This is a genomic window from Tritonibacter aquimaris (assembly GCF_009617595.1).
GTDB lineage: Bacteria > Pseudomonadota > Alphaproteobacteria > Rhodobacterales > Rhodobacteraceae > Epibacterium > Epibacterium aquimaris.
This window is the reverse complement of record NZ_WIXK01000001.1, coordinates 540,426-559,209: the sequence shown is the minus strand read 5'-3', so window position 1 is coordinate 559,209 and position 18,784 is coordinate 540,426. Positions and strand designations below refer to the sequence as shown.

Annotated in this window: 19 protein-coding genes and 1 tRNA gene; 11 read left to right on the top strand and 9 right to left on the bottom strand. The window is 56.1% G+C overall.

The features are described 5' to 3' along the window. Positions 1–23 precede the first annotated feature (23 nt). The 4 genes from GG681_RS02700 (at position 24) to GG681_RS02685 (ending at position 4,605) form a co-directional block, all read left to right on the top strand. The gene (locus GG681_RS02700) at positions 24–521 is read left to right on the top strand and encodes a hypothetical protein (protein WP_153544788.1); all 498 of its coding nucleotides are present in this window, start codon (positions 24–26) and stop codon (positions 519–521) included. A 233-nt stretch (positions 522–754) separates the two neighbouring features. Then, positions 755–2,209 (top strand): cysteine--tRNA ligase, encoded by a 1,455-nt coding sequence (cysS, locus tag GG681_RS02695; protein ID WP_153544786.1) that lies wholly within the window; start codon positions 755–757, stop codon positions 2,207–2,209. Further along, positions 2,206–3,816 carry a citramalate synthase gene (gene cimA, locus GG681_RS02690; protein WP_153544784.1) on the top strand — a complete coding sequence of 537 codons (1,611 nt, stop codon included), beginning with the start codon at positions 2,206–2,208 and terminating at the stop codon, positions 3,814–3,816. The genes cysS and cimA overlap by 4 nt, the downstream gene beginning before the upstream one ends. A 12-nt stretch (positions 3,817–3,828) precedes the next feature. After that, positions 3,829–4,605, top strand: a complete 777-nt coding sequence (locus GG681_RS02685; RefSeq protein ID WP_153545176.1) for a squalene/phytoene synthase family protein — start codon at positions 3,829–3,831, stop codon at positions 4,603–4,605. Positions 4,606–4,615: 10 nt separating this feature from the next. Here the strand turns inward: GG681_RS02685 and GG681_RS02680 are convergent, their stop codons facing one another. After that, on the bottom strand, positions 4,616–5,833 hold the full coding sequence (locus GG681_RS02680; RefSeq protein WP_153544782.1) for an MFS transporter: 1,218 nt from the start codon (positions 5,831–5,833) through the stop codon (positions 4,616–4,618). Positions 5,834–5,952: 119 nt separating this feature from the next. On the opposite strand from GG681_RS02680, the gene GG681_RS02675 reads away from it, so the two are divergent. Together GG681_RS02675 and GG681_RS02670 are read left to right on the top strand one after the other, a co-directional pair. Continuing rightward, on the top strand, positions 5,953–6,585 hold the full coding sequence (locus GG681_RS02675; RefSeq protein WP_328593249.1) for a DNA-3-methyladenine glycosylase family protein: 633 nt from the start codon (positions 5,953–5,955) through the stop codon (positions 6,583–6,585). Then, positions 6,582–7,247 (top strand): alpha/beta hydrolase, encoded by a 666-nt coding sequence (locus tag GG681_RS02670; RefSeq protein WP_153544780.1) that lies wholly within the window; start codon positions 6,582–6,584, stop codon positions 7,245–7,247. The genes GG681_RS02675 and GG681_RS02670 overlap by 4 nt, the downstream gene beginning before the upstream one ends. 4 nt (positions 7,248–7,251) lie before the next feature. Here the strand turns inward: GG681_RS02670 and GG681_RS02665 are convergent, their stop codons facing one another. Continuing rightward, on the bottom strand, positions 7,252–7,893 hold the full coding sequence (locus tag GG681_RS02665; RefSeq protein ID WP_153544778.1) for an rRNA large subunit pseudouridine synthase E: 642 nt from the start codon (positions 7,891–7,893) through the stop codon (positions 7,252–7,254). Positions 7,894–8,118: 225 nt separating this feature from the next. On the opposite strand from GG681_RS02665, the gene GG681_RS02660 reads away from it, so the two are divergent. Next, on the top strand, positions 8,119–8,703 hold the full coding sequence (locus tag GG681_RS02660) for an HNH endonuclease (RefSeq protein WP_153544776.1): 585 nt from the start codon (positions 8,119–8,121) through the stop codon (positions 8,701–8,703). A 223-nt stretch (positions 8,704–8,926) separates the two neighbouring features. On the opposite strand, the gene GG681_RS02655 is transcribed toward GG681_RS02660, so the two are convergent. Genes GG681_RS02655 through rocF form a run of 3 tightly spaced genes read right to left on the bottom strand, consistent with a single transcriptional unit; the run spans position 8,927 to position 11,837 of the window. Then, entirely contained in the window at positions 8,927–9,973 is a 1,047-nt protein-coding gene (locus GG681_RS02655; RefSeq protein WP_153544774.1) for an ornithine cyclodeaminase, read from the bottom strand. A 17-nt stretch (positions 9,974–9,990) separates the two neighbouring features. Next, on the bottom strand, positions 9,991–10,917 hold the full coding sequence (gene ctlX / locus GG681_RS02650) for a citrulline utilization hydrolase CtlX (RefSeq protein WP_328593239.1): 927 nt from the start codon (positions 10,915–10,917) through the stop codon (positions 9,991–9,993). After that, entirely contained in the window at positions 10,914–11,837 is a 924-nt protein-coding gene (rocF, locus tag GG681_RS02645) for an arginase (RefSeq protein WP_153544772.1), read from the bottom strand. Before rocF ends, ctlX begins: the two co-directional genes overlap by 4 nt. Before the next feature lie 109 nt (positions 11,838–11,946). Here rocF and GG681_RS02640 point away from each other — a divergent pair, with 109 nt between their 5' ends. Continuing rightward, complete coding sequence (locus GG681_RS02640) at positions 11,947–12,372, top strand: Lrp/AsnC family transcriptional regulator (RefSeq protein ID WP_153544770.1); 426 nt, start codon at positions 11,947–11,949, stop codon at positions 12,370–12,372. Between the two features lie 26 nt (positions 12,373–12,398). Here GG681_RS02640 and GG681_RS02635 read toward each other — a convergent pair whose 3' ends face one another. Then, on the bottom strand, positions 12,399–12,857 hold the full coding sequence (locus GG681_RS02635; protein WP_328593238.1) for a disulfide bond formation protein B: 459 nt from the start codon (positions 12,855–12,857) through the stop codon (positions 12,399–12,401). A gap of 53 nt (positions 12,858–12,910) precedes the next feature. After that, positions 12,911–13,540: an exopolysaccharide biosynthesis protein gene (locus GG681_RS02630; RefSeq protein ID WP_153544768.1), complete on the bottom strand. Its 630-nt coding sequence runs from the start codon at positions 13,538–13,540 to the stop codon at positions 12,911–12,913. A 249-nt stretch (positions 13,541–13,789) separates the two neighbouring features. Here GG681_RS02630 and GG681_RS02625 point away from each other — a divergent pair. Further along, a tRNA-Leu gene (locus tag GG681_RS02625) sits at positions 13,790–13,875 on the top strand. A gap of 174 nt (positions 13,876–14,049) precedes the next feature. Beyond that, positions 14,050–14,391, top strand: a complete 342-nt coding sequence (locus tag GG681_RS02620) for a hypothetical protein (RefSeq protein ID WP_153544766.1) — start codon at positions 14,050–14,052, stop codon at positions 14,389–14,391. Positions 14,392–14,454: 63 nt separating this feature from the next. On the opposite strand, the gene gyrA is transcribed toward GG681_RS02620, so the two are convergent. Next, the gene (gyrA, locus tag GG681_RS02615; RefSeq protein ID WP_328593237.1) at positions 14,455–17,217 is read right to left on the bottom strand and encodes a DNA gyrase subunit A; all 2,763 of its coding nucleotides are present in this window, start codon (positions 17,215–17,217) and stop codon (positions 14,455–14,457) included. Positions 17,218–17,422: 205 nt separating this feature from the next. Between gyrA and GG681_RS02610 the strand changes: the two genes are divergently transcribed. Further along, on the top strand, positions 17,423–17,692 hold the full coding sequence (locus GG681_RS02610) for an usg protein (RefSeq protein ID WP_153544764.1): 270 nt from the start codon (positions 17,423–17,425) through the stop codon (positions 17,690–17,692). Positions 17,693–17,694: 2 nt separating this feature from the next. On the opposite strand, the gene GG681_RS02605 is transcribed toward GG681_RS02610, so the two are convergent. Beyond that, entirely contained in the window at positions 17,695–18,648 is a 954-nt protein-coding gene (locus GG681_RS02605; protein ID WP_153544762.1) for a radical SAM protein, read from the bottom strand. Positions 18,649–18,784: the final 136 nt, after the last annotated feature.

Below are 18,784 nucleotides of genomic sequence, written 5' to 3'. Positions count from 1 at the left end.
CTCTCTGCGATCTGGGTCTGGCCATGATGGGAATTGGACATTTAGCAAAGCGGCGTTGGGTTGATGCCTGTGGTTTTGCCTGTGTCTGCGCCGTGCTGGCTGGCACACCCCAGGCAGAAGAATCCACCAATGGGTTTTATCTTGGTGCAGGCTGGCCCGGTGGCGGCCATTTGCAGCGTGTAAATCTGGCCTCGGGGCAGGGCGCGGATGATCCTTTGCAGATACAGGCGCAGGATATGGGCACGCATCTTGCACAGGCGCATTCGGATGATCGCCCCTCGTTTAGCAGTGGCGCATTGCAGCTGCGTGCGGGCTATGATTTTGGCGCGGTGCAGGGGTTTGTCACCCTGTCTGGCGAAGCGCAGCAAAGCGCGCTGCTGCGCGAACGCGAAGTGGGGGTTGGACTTGCGCTGCCGCTGAACCCGAATGTGCAGCTGCTTGGCGAAGTGCAGCAATCTCAGGCGGACAATAGCAAAGACAGCTCACACGTATGGTCAGTGACTGCGGCATTTCGGTTTTGAGACTGGTTTGACGTTAAGCTCAGCTATGATTTGGCTTGGCGTGGCCAAAACAGCGTGGTATCTGAACACCATGAAAACAAATATCCGCATCTGTTGTATTTGCATTACCTGCTGAATTGCACAGCCGGGCGGTATCTGTCGTTTTCTTTTTCCTGACAAATTGCTAAGCCCGCGCTGCGCGAAATCTATTGTTTTGCGCATACGCTGATAGAGTGCGTGCCCAAGGAGCTGTCATGACGACAATCAAACTGCACAATACCAAATCGCGCAGCAAAGAGGTGTTTACCCCAATCGATGCTGAAAACGTGCGGATGTATGTCTGTGGCCCCACAGTCTATGATCGCGCCCATCTGGGCAATGCCCGCCCGGTGGTGGTGTTTGACGTTCTTTATCGCCTGTTGCGTCTGACCTACGGGGCAGATCACGTGACCTATGCGCGCAATTTCACCGACGTGGATGATAAAATCAATGCGCGTGCAGCCGAAAGCGGCCGCGCCATTGGCGACATTACCGCAGAAACAACCCAGTGGTTTCTGGACGATATGGGTGCACTTGGCGCGCTGGAGCCCAACCACATGCCACGCGCCACCGCCTATATCCAAGAGATGATCGACATGATCGAGGATCTTATTGCGCGCGGCCATGCCTATGCTGCCGAAGGTCATGCGCTGTTTGCGGTGGACAGCTGGAAAGAGGGCTATGGCAAACTGTCGGGCCGCTCGGTTGATGATATGATCGCAGGTGCCCGCGTGGAAGTGGCCCCCTATAAGAAAAACCCGATGGATTTTGTGCTGTGGAAACCCTCCACCGGTGATCAGCCCGGTTGGGACAGCCCCTGGGGCTATGGGCGTCCGGGGTGGCATATTGAATGCTCGGCCATGAGCCGTGATCTGCTGGGGCCAAGCTTTGATATTCACGGTGGCGGCAATGATCTGATGTTCCCGCATCATGAAAATGAAATCGCCCAAAGCTGCTGCGCCAATCCCGATGGGGAGTTTGCCCGCTATTGGCTGCACAATGAAATGTTGCAGGTGGAAGGCAAGAAAATGTCCAAATCACTGGGCAATTTCTTCACTGTGAAAGACCTGCTGGATCAGGGCATTCCCGGCGAAGTGATCCGGTTTGTGTTTTTGCAGACCCATTACCGCAAGCCGATGGATTGGACCGAGAAGAAGGCCCAGGACGCTAGGAAATCGCTCCAGAAATTTTATAGGCATATCGCTTCTATTATTTCGCCTAAAATGAGCGTAGCGGCACGTCAGCAATTTTCAGACCCAAGCGTGTACCCTGTCGATCAGGTAGTCCTCGATGCTGTGGCGGATGATCTTAACACACCTAAAGCCATTTCGAGGCTTCATGAACTACTCTCGTCTAAGGACGAAAGATCCGGCACGCTTCTTGTTGGCTCAATGTCTCTACTGGGGTTGCTTAACCCTGATACCGACATCGAATTTTTGTCACGTCCAGAAGGTGCGTCTTTCCTGACTTGGACTGGGGATCTCAGCTTATTCGCTCGGAAAATCGACGATGCTCGAAAAGCCGCAATGGAGAGCAAGGACTTCTCCGAGGTTGATCGCCTTAAAGCGGCCTATATTGCGGCGGGTCTTGAGGTGCGGATGTCAAAATCCGGAGTGGAACTGGTGCCAGGCCCAGCGTTTGACGCGGCTAAGCTTGAAGGTGTGGGATGACACAAAAAGAACGACTGTTTTTGTACGACACCACCCTTCGGGATGGGCAGCAAACACAAGGGGTGCAGTTTTCCACTGCCGAAAAAAAGCAAATTGCCCAGGCACTTGATCACCTAGGTATTGACTACATCGAAGGGGGATGGCCCGGTGCCAACCCCACCGACAGCGCTTTTTTTGACGAAGCCCCCAAAACCCGCGCCACCATGGCTGCCTTTGGCATGACCAAACGCGCGGGGCGCTCGGCCGCCAATGATGATGTTTTGGCGGCCGTTTTGAACGCGGGCACAAGTGCGGTCTGTCTGGTGGGAAAAAGCCACGACTACCACGTGCGTGAAGCGCTTGGGATCAGCCTTGAGGACAACCTCGAAAACATCCGCGCGTCCATTGCCCATATTGTGGCCGAAGGGCGCGAGGCGCTGTTTGATGCCGAGCATTTCTTTGATGGCTACCGCGACAACGCTGATTATGCGCTGGCCTGTTGCCGTGCGGCGCTTGAGGCTGGGGCGCGTTGGATTGTGCTGTGTGATACCAATGGGGGCAGTCAGCCCTCGGAAGTTGCACGGGTGGTGCGCGCGGTGATCAAAGCTGGTCTGCCGGGGGATCATCTGGGCATTCACACCCATAATGATACAGAGCAGGCCGTAGCCTGTTCGCTGGCAGCGGTTGAGGCGGGTGTGCGCCAGGTTCAGGGCACGCTGAACGGGTTGGGCGAACGCTGCGGCAATGCCAATCTGACCACGCTTATTCCTACGCTTGCGCTGAAAGAACCCTATAAGTCGCAGTTTGAAACCGGCGTCAGCGCGGATGGGTTGATTGATATTACCCGGATCAGCCGGATGCTGGATGAGATCCTCAACCGGGTGCCAAATAAACAGGCGGCCTTTGTGGGGGCGTCGGCCTTTGCCCATAAGGCGGGGCTGCATGCCAGCGCGATCCTAAAAGATCCCAGCACCTATGAACACATTGATCCCGCCGTGGTGGGCAATGCGCGCATTATTCCGATGTCAAATCAGGCGGGCCAGTCCAATCTGCGCAAGCGTCTGTCGGATGCAGGGCTTGAGGTGGCCAAAGGGGATCCGGCGCTTGTGCGCATTCTCGAACGGGTGAAACGCCGCGAGGCAGATGGCTATTCTTATGACACTGCCCAGGCGTCGTTTGAACTGCTTGCCCGCGAAGAACTGGATTCCAGCCCCTCGTTTTTTGATGTGCAGCGCTACAAGGTCACCGTGGAACGAACCAAAGAGCAACTAAGCCTGTCTGAGGCTGTTGTTGTTGTTCTGGTGGACGGTGAAAAGCGCCTTTCCGTCAGTGAAAGCCTGGATGAAAGCGGCAGTGATCGCGGCCCGGTGAATGCGCTGGCGCAGGCGCTGCGCAAGGATCTGGGGCGCTATTCAGCGCAGCTTGATGATATGCGTCTGGTCGACTTTAAGGTGCGTATCACCCAGGGCGGCACCGAGGCTGTTACCCGCGTTATCATCGACAGCGAAGATGGCGCCGGGTATCGCTGGTCTACTGTTGGGGTCAGCGCCAATATAATCGATGCGTCCTTTGAGGCGCTGGTGGATGCGATCCGCTGGAAGCTTATGCGTTCCAGCGGGGTGGAGTAAGCTTTGACAGAACTGCAGTTTGACGACGATATCCGGGCCTGCGCGGAATTTGTGGAACGCGTGGATCCGGAACGGTTTCAGGCTGCCATGGCTGCGCCGATTGAGGCGCGGCTGAAGCTTTTTGTGATTTATGCGTTTTACGGTGAGCTGTCGCGCGCGCCCTGGGCCAGTCAGGAAAGCATGATCGCTGAAATGCGGGTGCAATGGTGGCGCGATATTGGCGACGATATTGCCCAGGGTCGTGCGCCGAAACGTCACTATGTGGCAACGCCGCTGGCGCGCATTCTATCTGCGGAACTGGCGGCCGAGGTTGATGCAATGGCCGAGGCGCGGCGTTGGGATATTTACCGCGATCCTTTTGCCGATGAAGCCGGATTTGACCACTATATGGACAAAACGGCGGGCTCTGTGATGTGGCTGTCTGCGCGCAGCCTAGGCGCAGCCGATGAGGACACGGTGCGCGCCATTGGCTATGCGCATGGGCTTTCCAATTGGATGCGCGCTATTCCTGCGCTGGAAAAAGCCCGCCGTGTGCCGCTTTTGGATGGAACGTTGGACGGGGTGCAGGCGCTGGCAGCGCGGGGTCTGGATCGGTTGTCGCAGGCACGCAAAAAGCGCAACAAGATCAGCACAGATGCACGGCCCGCACTGATGGCCGCCTGGCAGGCGCAAGGGATCTTGGAGCAGGTCTACCGCGAACCTCAACGTGTTGCTGAGGGTGAGCTGGTGCTGAGCGAGTTTAGCAAACGTTTTGGTCTTTTGTGGCGCTCCACCACCGGGCGATGGTGAAGCGCGGCGCTTAAATCGCGCGCGGCTTCATCGCCAGACGGATCAGCGCGCCACCTGCAAGCACCAGAAACGGCACCATCGCCAGGTTCACCGCGGTCCAGCCTTCAACCGGGCTGCCGCCAGAACAGTTCATCAATCCACCCGATGACAATGACGCCAATGTGACGCCACCAAACACCAGCAGATCATTCAGCCCCTGCATGCGGCCCTTTTCGTGGCCCTCATGCGCTCCGGCCAACATGGTGGTTGCACCAATAAAGCCAAAGTTCCAGCCAATACCCAATAGGATCAGCGCTAGGTAAAAGTTCTCCAGCTGAACCCCGTTGAGCGCTACAACACCAGCGGCTGCAAGGATCACCAATCCCAGCGCCACAATGCGTTCGACGCCAAAACGGTTGATCAGCTGACCGGTGAAGAACGAGGGCACAAACATCGCCAGAACATGCGCCATGACAACGCTTGCGGCGTCATCTTGTTCAAAGCCGCAGCCAACAACCGCCAAGGGCGTTGAGGTCATCACCAAATTCATCAGCGCATAAGACACAACCGCGCAGATCACCGCAGTAGAAATCACCGGGTCACGCAAAAGCTCCATACGGGACCGGCCCTTGGGCGCATCTGCTGCAAGCGGTTCAGGCGCGGGAATACGCAGGAAGAAAAACACCATTGAGCCAATGATATTAAGCAAAATGATCGACATATAGGTGCCCATGAACGGCACAACAAAGGCGTCCGAGGTTTCCACCACCAGCGTTTTGCCAATCACCGCCGACAAAAGACCACCCGCCATCACATAAGAAATCGCCTTGGCGCGAAATTCATCACTCGCGGTATCAGCTGCGGCAAAGCGGTAAAATCCCTGCGCGCTCATGTAAACGCCGGTCAGCAGGCTGCCGAGCAGGAAGATCGGGAACGAGCCAAGATAGAGACCATAGGCCCCAATAGCCGCACCAAGCGCGCCCGCAAACGCCCCGATGAAAAACCCGGCGCGCCGGCCCCAACGTTGCATGATCGCCGAAAGCGGCGTCGCCGACAGCATGGATCCCGCCACAATCAGCGAAATCGGCAAGGTGGCAAAACAGGCATTTGAGGCAAGCGACTGGCCAGCCAGACCCCCGATGGTAAAAATCATCGGCATCTGCGCGCCCAGAACGGCCTGGGCAATTACCAGTATCGCCACATTTCGTTTGGCGGTGCGATCATCGGATGCGGGCATGGTCATTGTCATAGGGTTTGCCTACTCTTGCTGTGGTGGATTAACAAGTGAATCGCACCCGTTGGTACAATTGATAATCGGTAATTTTGGAATGTGAAGGGGCAGGCCGCGTGGCTGAGCTGATTGAAACTGTGGCAACTGGGCGCATCATACACGGCCCCGATTGTGTGGCTGAGGGCGCGCGCTGGCTGGCCGATCACGATCCGCGCTTTGCTCATGCGCTTAGTTTGACGGGGGATCTGCCGCTTAGACGCAAACCTGATGGATTTGCTGAACTTCTTAGCGCGATTGTTAGCCAGCAGGTCAGCGTTGCCGCAGCGGGTGCGATCTGGACACGGTTGAAAGACGCGCGCCTGACGGGGCCGCGCAAAATCATCTGGGCCACTGACGACGAGCTGCGCGCAGCCGGGCTCAGCCGGCAGAAAATCCGCTATGCCCGCGCGCTTGCTGAGGCGCGCATCAACTATAAAGCCCTGCGCGACGCTCCCACCGATGAGGTGATCAACACCCTCACAGAGGTGTCGGGCATTGGCATCTGGACGGCTGAGATCTACGCGATGTTTTCGCTGGGGCGTGCCGATGTGTTTGCGCCCGGTGATCTGGCGCTGCAGGAAGCGGCGCGAATGCTGTTTGATCTGGACGCGCGCCCCAAAGAGCGCGCCCTGCGTGAGATGGCAAAAGACTGGTCGCCGTGGCGCTCGGTTGCAGCGCGCGTGCTCTGGGCCTATTACCATGTGGCAAAGGACAGGGAAGGGATCCGATGACTCGAGTATTAAACGCAGGCCGCAAGGCACCTTTGTCGGGGGATACCCGCTCTATTGTGGTGTTTTTGCACGGCTATGGCGCCAATGGTGCGGATCTTCTGGGCTTGGCTGATCCGCTGGCCGAGCATCTGCCGGACACATTGTTTGTTGCACCCGATGCGCCAGAAGACTGCGACGGTGCGCCGATGGGCTATCAATGGTTCCCGATCCCGTGGATTGATGGATCATCCGAGGAAGAGGCCGAGCGCGGCATGATGGCTGCGGTGGAAGACCTCAACGCGTTTTTGGACGCGCTGATGGTGGATGAAGATGTGCTGCCCGAACAGGTGGTGCTGTTTGGTTTCAGCCAGGGCACCATGATGAGCCTGCATGTGGCGCCACGCCGCGAAGATGCGGTTGCGGGTGTTGTTGGCTTCTCTGGTCGTTTGCTGCGCCCGGATCTTTTGCAAGATGAAACCGTATCACGCATGCCAGTGCTGCTGGTGCATGGCGACCAGGATGATGTGGTGCCGATCCAATCCATGCCTGAGGCCGCCGAAGCCCTGCAGGGCGCGGAGTTCAAAGATGTCTATGCCCATGTGATGAAGGGCACCGCCCATGGGATTGATCCTGATGGGCTGGGTGTCGCGCTTGCGTTTATGCGCGATGTGCTGAGCCTGTAAGTTATCAGCCGCGCGGGGAACTGCGCGGCTTTTTCACCCGGGTGTTCTGTTTGCGCCGGGGTGGTTTGGCTGAAGGTTTTGGCGGGCCCGGCACATGGGGCACCGCCAGATCCTGCCATTTGCCCTGTCCCAGATCATCCAGCGTCCAATTGCCGATACTATAGCGAATGAGCCGCAATGTGGGATGGCCCACTGCTGCTGTCATCCGCCGAACCTGACGGTTTTTACCTTCGCTGATGGTAAGCTCAAGCCAGCAATCGGGCACGGATTTTCGTTCACGAATAGGTGGATTGCGCGCCCAAAGGTTTTTGGGCACATCCATCCGTCGCGCCTTGGCGGGGCGGGTCAGCCCATCTTTCAGCGTCACCCCTTTGCGCAGCGCCTCAAGCGCCGCATCATCGGGAATGCCTTCGACCTGCACCCAATAGGTTTTGGGCATTTTATGTTTAGGATCGGACACCCAGGCCTGCAGTCGACCATTGTCTGTCAGCAGCATCAAACCTTCGCTGTCACGATCAAGCCGCCCAGCAGGATACACACCAGGGCAGTCGATATAATTGCTTAAGGTCGGCCGTGGGCTATCAGAGCCATCGGTGAACTGGGGCAAGACATCAAAGGGTTTGTTAAAGCGGATAAGACGGGCCATGACCGATGGCTTTAGGCGCAGCTGCCACCGCATGCAAGAGCTGCGTCCCTATCACATCCTGTGGATAACTGTCATGGCACCGTCACCAAAGGCGCTTATATCCTGCGACATATTGTGGGCAGAAGGGGCTTGCCACATCTCAACCACGATATATAGTTTTAGTAGCTGGGGCGGGTTCCCCGCTCTGGTGCCATATGAGGCTGCAGGGCGAGGAAGACGTTACCCATGGACGGAGACTTCAGGACTGATTTTGTACGAAAACCCGGCGCGTTGAAACATCATCCGGCGCTGGTGCTGAACGCGGATTATCGACCGCTGTCTTATTACCCGCTGTCACTGTGGCCCTGGCAGGATGCGATCAAGGCGGCCTGGCTTGATCGTGTTGATATTGTTGCCGAATATGATGAGTATGTGCGCAGTCCAAGCACCCAGATCCGAATACCTTCGGTTGTTGTACTGAAAGACTATGTAAAACTGCAAAAGCGCGTGGCTTTCACGCGCTTTAATTTATTTTTGCGCGATGAATTTCGCTGTCAGTACTGCGGTGCCAAGGGTGATCTGACCTTTGATCACGTGGTACCGCGTGCGGCCGGAGGTGTCACCAGCTGGGAAAATGTGGTGGCGGCCTGTTCCAGCTGCAATCTGAAAAAAGGCTCAAAACCGTTGCATCGCACCGGAATGTCGCTGCTGAAACCCCCGCGCAGGCCAAATTCAGAAGAGCTGCGCGATGTGGGCCGCAAGTTCCCGCCAAACCATCTGCATGAAAGCTGGATGGATTTCCTCTATTGGGACACCGAACTCGACGCGTGAGAAAGCGCTGATATAGCTAGTTTACAAGCGGGAAGGGTAGCGCTCGGAGCTCACCTAAGCAGCAACTTCGGATCCCTCCTCTTGGTCGCAATCTGGCAGAAGCGGAGCCTCGCTCAAGGAAAATGGACGTATCCGCGTCGCGGAGCCTCGTCAATTTTCCTTGCGCTCTACTCCTGAACCTTCTGCCCTATTGGACCTGCGAGGACGGCTCCAAAGCAGCAACTCAGGCTTTGGCGCGCCCCAACATGCCAAAGAGATCGCGTGGATCATCGGGATCTGCCAGCATATCCAGATCATCAAAGAAATCCGTGCCTTTGATGTGATCGCGAATGTAGCGCAGGGCAGAAAAATCCTCGATTGCAAAGCCAACACTGTCAAACAGGGTAATCTGGCGCGGATCGCGACGCCCTTCTTTCTGGCCGGTGACCACCTGCCAGAACTCTGTCACCGCAAAATCAGGATCCATCTGCTGGATCTCACCTTCGATGCGGGTTTGCGGCGGGTATTCCACAAACACATCAGACCGGTTGAGGATCGCAGCAGCCAATTCGGTTTTGCCAGGACAGTCGCCGCCGATTGCATTGATGTGCACGCCCACGCCAACCATATTGTCGGTCAGAATGGTGGCGTTTTGTTTGTCAGCAGTGCAGGTGGTGAGGATCTGCGCGCCTTGGATTGCGTCTTCGGGAGTTGCGCAAGGCACCACCTCAAGGCCAAGGCCCGCAAGGTTTTTGGCGCATTTTTCAGTGGCTTTGGAATCCGTGTCATAAAGGCGCACGGATTTCAGCCCACAGATTGCCTTCATCGCCAGGGTCTGGAATTCGGACTGCGCGCCATTGCCGATCATTGCCATGGTGGTTGCGTCTTTTGGGGCGAGATATTTCGCCACCATCGCCGATGTTGCCGCCGTACGCAGCGCGGTGAGGATTGTCATTTCGGTCAAAAGCACGGGATAGCCGGTGTAGACATCTGCCAGCAGACCAAAGGCTGTGACAGTTTGCAGGCCTTCAGAGGTGTTTTTCGGGTGGCCGTTCACATATTTAAAGCCATAGGCCTCACCGTCGGAGGTTGGCATCAGTTCAATCACACCCACGTCCGAGTGGCTCGCCACCCGCGGGGTTTTATCAAACTGTTCCCAGCGTTTGAAATCATCCTCAATATAGCCGGCAAGTCCTTTGAGCACCTCTTCCACCCCGATGTGGTGGATCAGCTGCATCATATTGTCGACACTGACAAAAGGAACAAGGGCTTTATCAGAAGGTTGGGTCATGGAAATCTCCTGTGGTCTTAGCGGGATGCGCGTGGGCTAAGGTGGATACCCGCCATCATGCAACGCACCGATCCGCCGGCAGTTTCAAGTGTGGGAACAGACAGCGGCAGAAGTGGCGCTGTTTGTTCAATTCGGGTGATCTGATCATCAGTGAGTGCGGCCGCAGCGGTCATAGACAGCGCCAGTCGCAGCCCATCAGCGGTCGAAAGCTCCAGCGCATTGCCCGCAAAGGCGCGGATCTGATCAAGGCTAAGATCAATTACATCACGGCCGCTTTCGGCAAGGCGGGCAGCAACCTCAGCACGGCGGGCACCATCGGTGATCATCGACAGGCAGATCAGCGCGAAATGGGTGCCAATGCCCATCATCACATTGGTATGGTAGACCTCGGTGCCCTGATCATCACGGGCGTCAAAGGCCATCGGTTCAAAATTGAAATGGGTGCAAAACCGCTCCAAAAGCACCGGATCCGCGCGATTTGAGCGCGCCACATAAGCAATGCGGCCAATGTGATCGAGCACCATGGCGCCGGTGCCTTCGAGGCTGAGACCGTCCTGTTCCAACCCGGAATAGTCGATCACATCCTGCACCCGATAGTCGCGTTTCAGCTGCTCAATGATATCCCAGCGTCGCTCCTTGCGCCGGTTGGCAGTAAACATGGGATAAAGCGCAATATGGCCACCGGCATGGGTCGAAAACCAATTGTTGGGAAACACGCTGTCGGGGGTGGCTTTTGACGTGTCATCAAACACATGCACGATGACGCCGGCTGCGCGCAGCTGGGCCACGGCCTGATCAAATTCCGCGCGGGCGCGGGCAGAGACGGCGTCTTGTTCCAGCTCGCTGTGGCTTTGAAACGCGTTGTCGCCAATGGTTTCGGGATTCGAACAGAAATGATGCGGGCGCACCATCACCAATGCGCCAGGAGCTTGTTGTGAGGTCACAGGAAGCTCCGCGTTGGACGATCAAAGACTTGGCGACCAAAGGCAGAGGCACAGAGATCCACCATCAGATGCGCAGTGCGTCCGCGCTCATCAAGGAAAGGATTGAGTTCGACCAGATCCATCGAGGTCATCAAACCGCTGTCATGGAGGATTTCACACACAAGATGGGCCTCGCGCACGGTTGCGCCGCCGGGCACCGTGGTGCCAACCGCGGGGGCAACGGAGGGGTCAAGAAAATCCACATCAAGCGACACATGCAACATGCCGTTCGCCGCCGAGACCTGCTCAAGGAAAGACTGCAGTGGTTTCACCACCCCGTTTTCATCAATATCGCGCATGTCATGCAGACGAATACCGGTGCCCTGCATCGCTTCGCGTTCCGCCGGATCAACCGAGCGCAGACCCATCATGCAGATATTTTCGCGCGGCACCGGATGGGGCACGGGCGGGAAGGGGGCAAAGCCCTCGCGCCCGGCGAAATAGCCAGCGGGGGTGCCATGCAGATTGCCGCTGCCGGTTGATGCAAGGTTGTGAAAATCACTATGGGCATCAAGCCAGAGCACAAATTGCGGACGGTTGATTTTGGCCGCATGTGCGGCAACACCCGTGACTGTGCCCATGGCCAGCGCGTGATCGCCGCCAAGGAAAATCGGCAGACCATCCGTCATGGCATCCTGGGCTGCACGGTTCAGCGCCTTGGTCCAGGCAACAGTCTGGTTAAGCGCATAAAGATGTTCTTTTGGATCCTCAGGCGCATAGTCACCGGGTGAGACATTGCCGCGATCTTCCACATTATGACCCAGATCGCGCAGCGCATCTGCAAGCCCCGCGGTGCGATAGGCATCTGGACCCATCAGACAGCCTTCGCGCCGCTTACCGCTGTCCAGTGGCGCTCCCAGCAAAATGCAATTCTGTGTCATATAATCCGACCTCATTTTCTGACTTATCAAAAGTATTCAAACAAAAAGGGTGGAGAAAAGTCATCAAATTGATCATAACGGATGCCGAAGAATCAAAACGGATACAGTTATGGACAAAGTGGACGAACGTCTGATTTCAGCGCTGCGCCATGATGCGCGGTCCTCCCTGTCGGATCTGGCGGCACAGCTGAACCTGTCGCGCACCACAGTGCGCAGCCGGATTGAGCGGCTTCAATCCCGCGGCGATATCCTGGGGTTTACCGTGGTGCTAAAAGAGGATGTTCTGCGTGATCCGGTGCGGGGGCTTATGCTCATCGGAATTGAGGGGCGCGGCACCAATCGGATTGTGCGCCAGCTGCAGGGCCTGTCAGAGGTGCGCGCGATCCACACCACCAATGGACGCTGGGATCTGATTGTGGAGCTGGGGACCGAAACGTTAGAAGACTTCGACGGTGCGCTGGCAAAGATCCGGCTGTTTGAAGGCATTGTCAGCAGCGAGACCAACCTGCTGTTGGCGACCAAGAAAGACAGCTGAGCGCGCATTGCGCGCCCAACAGATGGTTATCGATTGTGGCGCGCGGCTGCAAACCACAGCAGCGCAAGCGTAAAGGACAAGATCACATTCCAGCCCGCCATCGAGATGCCGAACAGCTCCCAGGCAATTTCATCGCAGCGTACCAAAGGTGCGCTCATGATTTGCTCCATCAGCTGTTCAGGTGAAAGGTTTGTTACCGGAGCAGAGGTGCAGGTGGTTGGTCCTTCCCACCAGCCCTGTTCAACGCCCACATGGAACACGCCAACTCCACCCGCTGCAACAACCGCAAGCCAGCCAAGCCACATCAATGCAGACACCGGTACAAACACCGCAATGACACCAATCACAATGGCGGCCGCGTGTGGATAGCGTTGCCAGAAACAAAGCTTACAGGGCGCAAGGCCCCCAAGATGCTGAAAGCCAAGCGCCGCCAGCAACAGCGCCGCAGAACCGCATGCTGCGATCGTAATCAAAATCCTGCTCACGTTATCCTCATTGTTTTGTCAGTTTGGGAACTTTGCAGGCCCCATGTCAGAAGTCAAAGACCGATCCAGCCTTTGATCAGGCTGGCCAATGTGGCACCTGCAAAAATCAAAGATGCGATCCAGCTGGAGCCGATAACCGCCCCAACAATCACCAAAATTCCATCACGTTGCAGCAGGCCCATTGCCACAATCACCACCGCAAAGCCCGGCACTGTGTTTGTTCCCGGCAGCGGCACCAGGATCGACGCGCTGAACAGCACCAGAGCCGCGCCCAGCACGCGATCAAGCGGCGGATTTGTCAGCAGGCTCAACCGCGGGCGGCTCAGGCTTTCGATACGGCGCAGCCAAGGGCCTGCACGGTTGGACAGATTTTTCAGACTGTCCGCAGAAACGCTGCGCTCTCCGAGTTTTCCGGGCAACCACGGAACCCGCCGCCCCAGCAGGATCTGCACCGATACAAACATCAAAGGCAGCGCCACGATCTGTGGGATCCCATAAAGAAACGGAATACAGCAGGGCAGTGCCAGGATCAGCAGAAACAATCCAAACGCACGTTCATGCAGCTGCGCAAGGATCCAGTTCAGCGACACATCACCATCACCCGCATCCATACTCAGGCGGTGCAGGCGATCTGAAATCGCCACGTCCTGGGACATCGCGTCCTGAGATACCGTTGCTGTCATTGTGCGACCCTCAAAGCGTAAAAACTCAACCAATTGCGCCATCAGGTAGCAAATCGCCACCAATGACGCCAGCACAACGACCAAGCAATTGCGTTTTGATCCCGATTCAGCCGACGGTGGAGTAGACCTGCAATACCGGCGCATAGAACGTGAGACAGATCGACACTACAGCATTGGAAATAATCGCAAATAAGATCACGATCTGCTCTTGTCCTTTGTCAAAGACTTGGCTAAGACATCCCACACGCGGCCCAAGTGGCGGAATGGTAGACGCAGGGGATTCAAAATCCCCCGCCTTAACGGGCGTGTCGGTTCGAGTCCGACCTTGGGTACCAAATCCTTTTTAAAGGATCAGCCGCGTAAAACCTTCGAAAAACAGAAGTCGTTTAATGTTCTATTGTAGGGCTTGCGACGGCTTGTTTTGCAATTTTGAGGATTATTTAGCCCTAAGAATGCCGCTTTGAGATGTTTTGTTGATCTCGTATTGATGCATTTTCAGGACCTACATCATGAAATCAATTTTCTTATGCCTCGCTATTCTGTCCCTGACGGCCTGCAACAGCACCGCCCCAATTGGCCAGCCCGTTGAGCAACGCTCAGCAACGGCAAAAAACCTGCATGTCCCTGTTCGAAACACCCATCTGAGGGTGCAATATGACCCGGCGCAAACCCCAACTATTGCCTATCTGACCTATGTCGGCCCTGTCAGCATCGCTGATCTGCTCTCCATCAACAAAGAGGTCATTCCGGCGGTTCAATCCGTGACGGGCTGCCGTATCACAGCAGCTCCAGTGGCTGACAATCGATTGCTGCCAAGCGAAGGGCGCACAGCTGTTCCGCTTCAGTGTTGACACGTATCCACAAAAAAGCCGCCCAGTTTCCGGGCGGCTTTTTCAATTTCTGACACCTGAGGTTTATTCCTCAGAAGAGGTACCCTCGGCGCCATCCTCATCTTCGTTCTGCTCTGCAATCCAGGCGACCGAAACCACCTCTTCGCCAGCGCCGGTGTTAAACACCCGCACGCCACCTGCGGAACGGGAGCGGAAGGAAATGCCATCCACCGGCACCCGGATCGATTGCCCCTTAGACGTAGCCAGCATAATCTGATCGCCCATATCAACCGGGAAGGAGGCAACAAGCTGGCCGCCGCGCATGCCCTTATCGATGGCAGTGACCCCCATGCCGCCACGGCCACGAACAGGGTAATCATGGCTTGAGGAAAGCTTACCCTGACCACCAGCGGTGATTGTCAGGATCAGATTTTCCACCGCGGACATTTCCGCATAACGTTCCTGGCTGATGGTGGCGTTGACGTTCACCTCTTCGTCGCTGACGCTGCCTTCAGATTCATCGCTTAGACCCGCCATTGCGCGGCGCATCTTGAGATAGGCGGTGCGCTCATCCGAGCTGGCGTTGAAGTGACGGATGACCGACATCGACACAACCTCATCGCCGTCACCCAGTTTGATGCCACGTACACCAACCGAGTTACGCGAATTGAACACCCGCACATCCGTCGACAAGAAGCGGATGGCGCGGCCGGTGTTGGTGACCAGCATCACATCATCGTCCTCAGAGCAGATGCGCGCATTGATCAGCTTGGTTCCGGCGTGTTCATCTTCGAACTTCATCGCGATTTTGCCGTTGCGCATCACATTGGTGAAGTCAGACAGACGGTTGCGACGCACAGTACCTGCCGAGGTGGCAAACATGATCTGCAGATCGGCCCATTCTTTTTCGTCGCGATCCACCGGCATGATGGCCGCGATCGAAACACCTGGCGGGATCGGCAGAATATTGACGATCGCCTTGCCTTTGCCGGTGCGGCTCGATTGGGGCAGGCGCCAGGTCTTCAGTTTGTAGACCATGCCATCGGTGGTGAAGAACAGAAGCTGCGTGTGGGTATTGGCCACAAAGAGAGTGGTGACCACATCCTCTTCTTTGGTCTGCATACCGCTGATGCCTTTGCCGCCACGTTTTTGTGCACGGAAATCTGCCAGCGGGGTGCGTTTGATATAGCCGCCCGAGGTGACGGTCACGACCATATCCTCACGCTCAATCAGATCTTCGTCTTCCATGTCGCCGGACCAGTCAACGATCTCGGTGCGACGGGGAACAGCAAAGCCCTCTTTCACTTCGCGCAATTCATCAGCGATAATGCCCATGATGCGTTCGCGCGACGACAGGATTTCAAGGTATTCCTTGATCTTCAGCGCCAGCTCTTCCAGCTCATCGGTGACTTCTTTGACACCAATCTGGGTGAGACGCTGCAGACGCAGTTCAAGAATGGCACGGGCCTGTGTTTCCGACAAGTTATAGGTGCCATCATCATTCATCTTGTGGGTCGGATCATCGATCAGCTGAATGTAGTCTGCGATATCCGCCGCAGGCCAGCAGCGCGTCATAAGTTTCGCGCGCGCCTCAGCCGCATCCGCAGAAGAGCGGATGGTGGCAACAATTTCATCCACATTGGACACAGCCACAGCCAGACCACACAGAATATGACTGCGTTCGCGGGCTTTGCGCAGCATGTGCGCGGTGCGGCGCGCCACCACATCTTCGCGGAAGTCGATGAAAGATGTCAGGAAGCGTCGCAGTGTCAGCTGCTCCGGGCGACCACCATTCAGCGCCAGCATGTTGCAGCCAAAAGAGGTCTGCATCGGCGAGAAGCGATAAAGCTGGTTCAGAACTACCTCAGGTGTTGCGTCGCGTTTCAGTTCAACAACAACCCGCACACCGTTGCGGTCAGATTCATCCTGAACATGCGCGACGCCTTCGATGCGTTTTTCGCGCACCTGTTCGGCGATCTTTTCGATCATCGAGGCTTTGTTGACCTGATAGGGGATCTCATCCACGATAATGGCGTAGCGGTCCTTGCGGATTTCCTCAACGCGGGTTTTGGCACGGATGATGACGCTGCCGCGTCCCTCAAGGTAGGCCTTGCGCGCGCCAGAGCGGCCAAGCATCACACCACCAGTGGGGAAATCAGGACCGGGAACGTATTCAATCAGCTGTTCGGATGTCAGATCCGGCTCATCAATAAGGGCAAGGGTCGCATCCACCACTTCGCCCAGATTGTGTGGCGGAATATTTGTGGCCATGCCCACCGCAATACCGCCGGCCCCATTGACCAGCATATTGGGGAAGCGGGCAGGGAGCACGGTAGGCTCTTGGTCTTTGCCGTCGTAGTTGTCCTGAAAATCGACCGTCTCTTTATCGATATCCGCAAGCATAAACGCCGCTGGCTTATCCATACGCACTTCGGTGTAACGCATCGCAGCCGGGTTATCGCCATCCATCGAGCCAAAGTTACCCTGACCATCCAGAAGCGGCAGCGACATAGAGAAATCCTGCGCCATCCGCACAAGCGCATCATAAATCGCGCTGTCACCATGCGGGTGGTATTTACCCATCACATCACCAACGGGTCGCGCTGATTTGCGGTAGGATTTGTCGTGGCTGTTGCCGGTTTCATGCATGGCGTACAAAATGCGCCGATGCACCGGTTTCAGACCATCGCGTAGGTCGGGAATGGCGCGGCTGACGATCACCGACATCGCATAGTCGAGATAAGAATTGCTCATCTCAGACTCGATGGAGACGGTGGGCCCGTCGTATGCCGGGCGCTCCGGCAGGTTTTCGTCCATGTTTTCAGGAGTTTCCGGCGTATCGCTCACGTGCTGTGCCCGCTCTTTCTTATGGGTCTATATTTTGTGTCTTTACCTTAACAGACGCAGCATATCATGCGCAAGCAACAGGATCACAGCCGAGTGATCATTGCGTATCAGATAGGGTAAATAGCTGACGAATTTCGACAAATTTACTTTTTGTGATAGCATGGCTCCCCCGGCGCATAAGCCGCATACTAAAAGGGAGGAGCCCATGGCGCTCAGCGAGACCGAACGCATGCTTGCAGGTTACGGTTTAACCACAGCAGAGTTCACCTATCACATGCCCGATCACGCCCATGTTTTGAACGTGTTCATCTGGCAAGATTACGATCTGGCACCGGACCACCCGCGGCTGTTCAAATTCATTGAATTCTGGCAGCGTGAAATCGATGGACCTCTGCATTCGGTCCGGTTTTCTCATCGTCGTGAAATTTCAGCCGGTGAATGGCGCAATGTCGTGGGTGAGTTTCGCCTGCATTAAAATCAGCCCGAACAGCTCGCCCCGCCAAGTACGCAGAATTTGGCGCAATGGGGGTGGTTCAGATAGACGTCTTGCTCGGCCTCTTCCAGCGTGCGGCCAAGTTCAAATTCGCTTTCATAGGGCAAAAGCGTACAGGCAAGCACGGTTGGGGTTTCTGCGCCTTTGCGTTTGACCACCATACGCGATGATGAACACATGATCGCATCGGGGGATTTGTTCAAAATACCCCAGCAGTCCGTGGTGATTTCCGGCACTTCCACATTCACATCCATTTCGGGAAACAGCACGGTTTCGGCCGGGTTGTTTGGGTCGATATTGAAACCATGCTCCGCAAACAGCGCCGCAAAGCCAGCGCGCGCCTCAGTGTCGCTTTCTTCCCAAAGGGCACGGCCCGCAACGGCCATTTTGAACCCGTTTTCATGCAGCCACTTCATGCCCTCAATCGAGAGCTCAAAGCTGCGTTTTCCGCGCACCTGGTTGTGCAATTCAGCGCTGTGATGATCGAGCGAAATGCGGAAATTCAGCTTGTCGCCGAACGCGCGACCAAGCTCAAGAATACCATCCTGCACCTTTTTGCGCATCATTGGGCGCATCGCATTGGTCAGGATCAGCACCTCATAGCCGCGCTCAAGACAAGCACGCGCCATATCGACCATCTGCGGGTTCATGAACGGCTCACCACCGGTGAAGCCAATTTCTTTTACCGGCCATTTGCGCTCTTCGATCTGGTCGAGATACTGCGCAACCTCATCACGGGTGAGATAGACCAGCGCATCATTTTGGGGCGAGCTGAAAATATAGCAGTTGTGACACTGAATATTACACAGCGTTCCTGTGTTGAACCACAGGCTCTCCGGATTGGTCAGCGAAACAGAGGCACGTGTGTCCCCCTTGGCTGTTACAAGCTTGTCTTGGAACTTGCCTACATTCGCTTCAGGTATGGAGAGGTCTTTCATATGATCAGCTCCTGCGCGTTTTGGTTACGCCATTAGCTATGACTATGGCCTTGAGAAGGAAAGCATTTGCGCGGGCCTTAACAAGGTTGTGAACGTCAAAGCATGAAATTCAACGCGCTTTTGCGCCACAATTTGA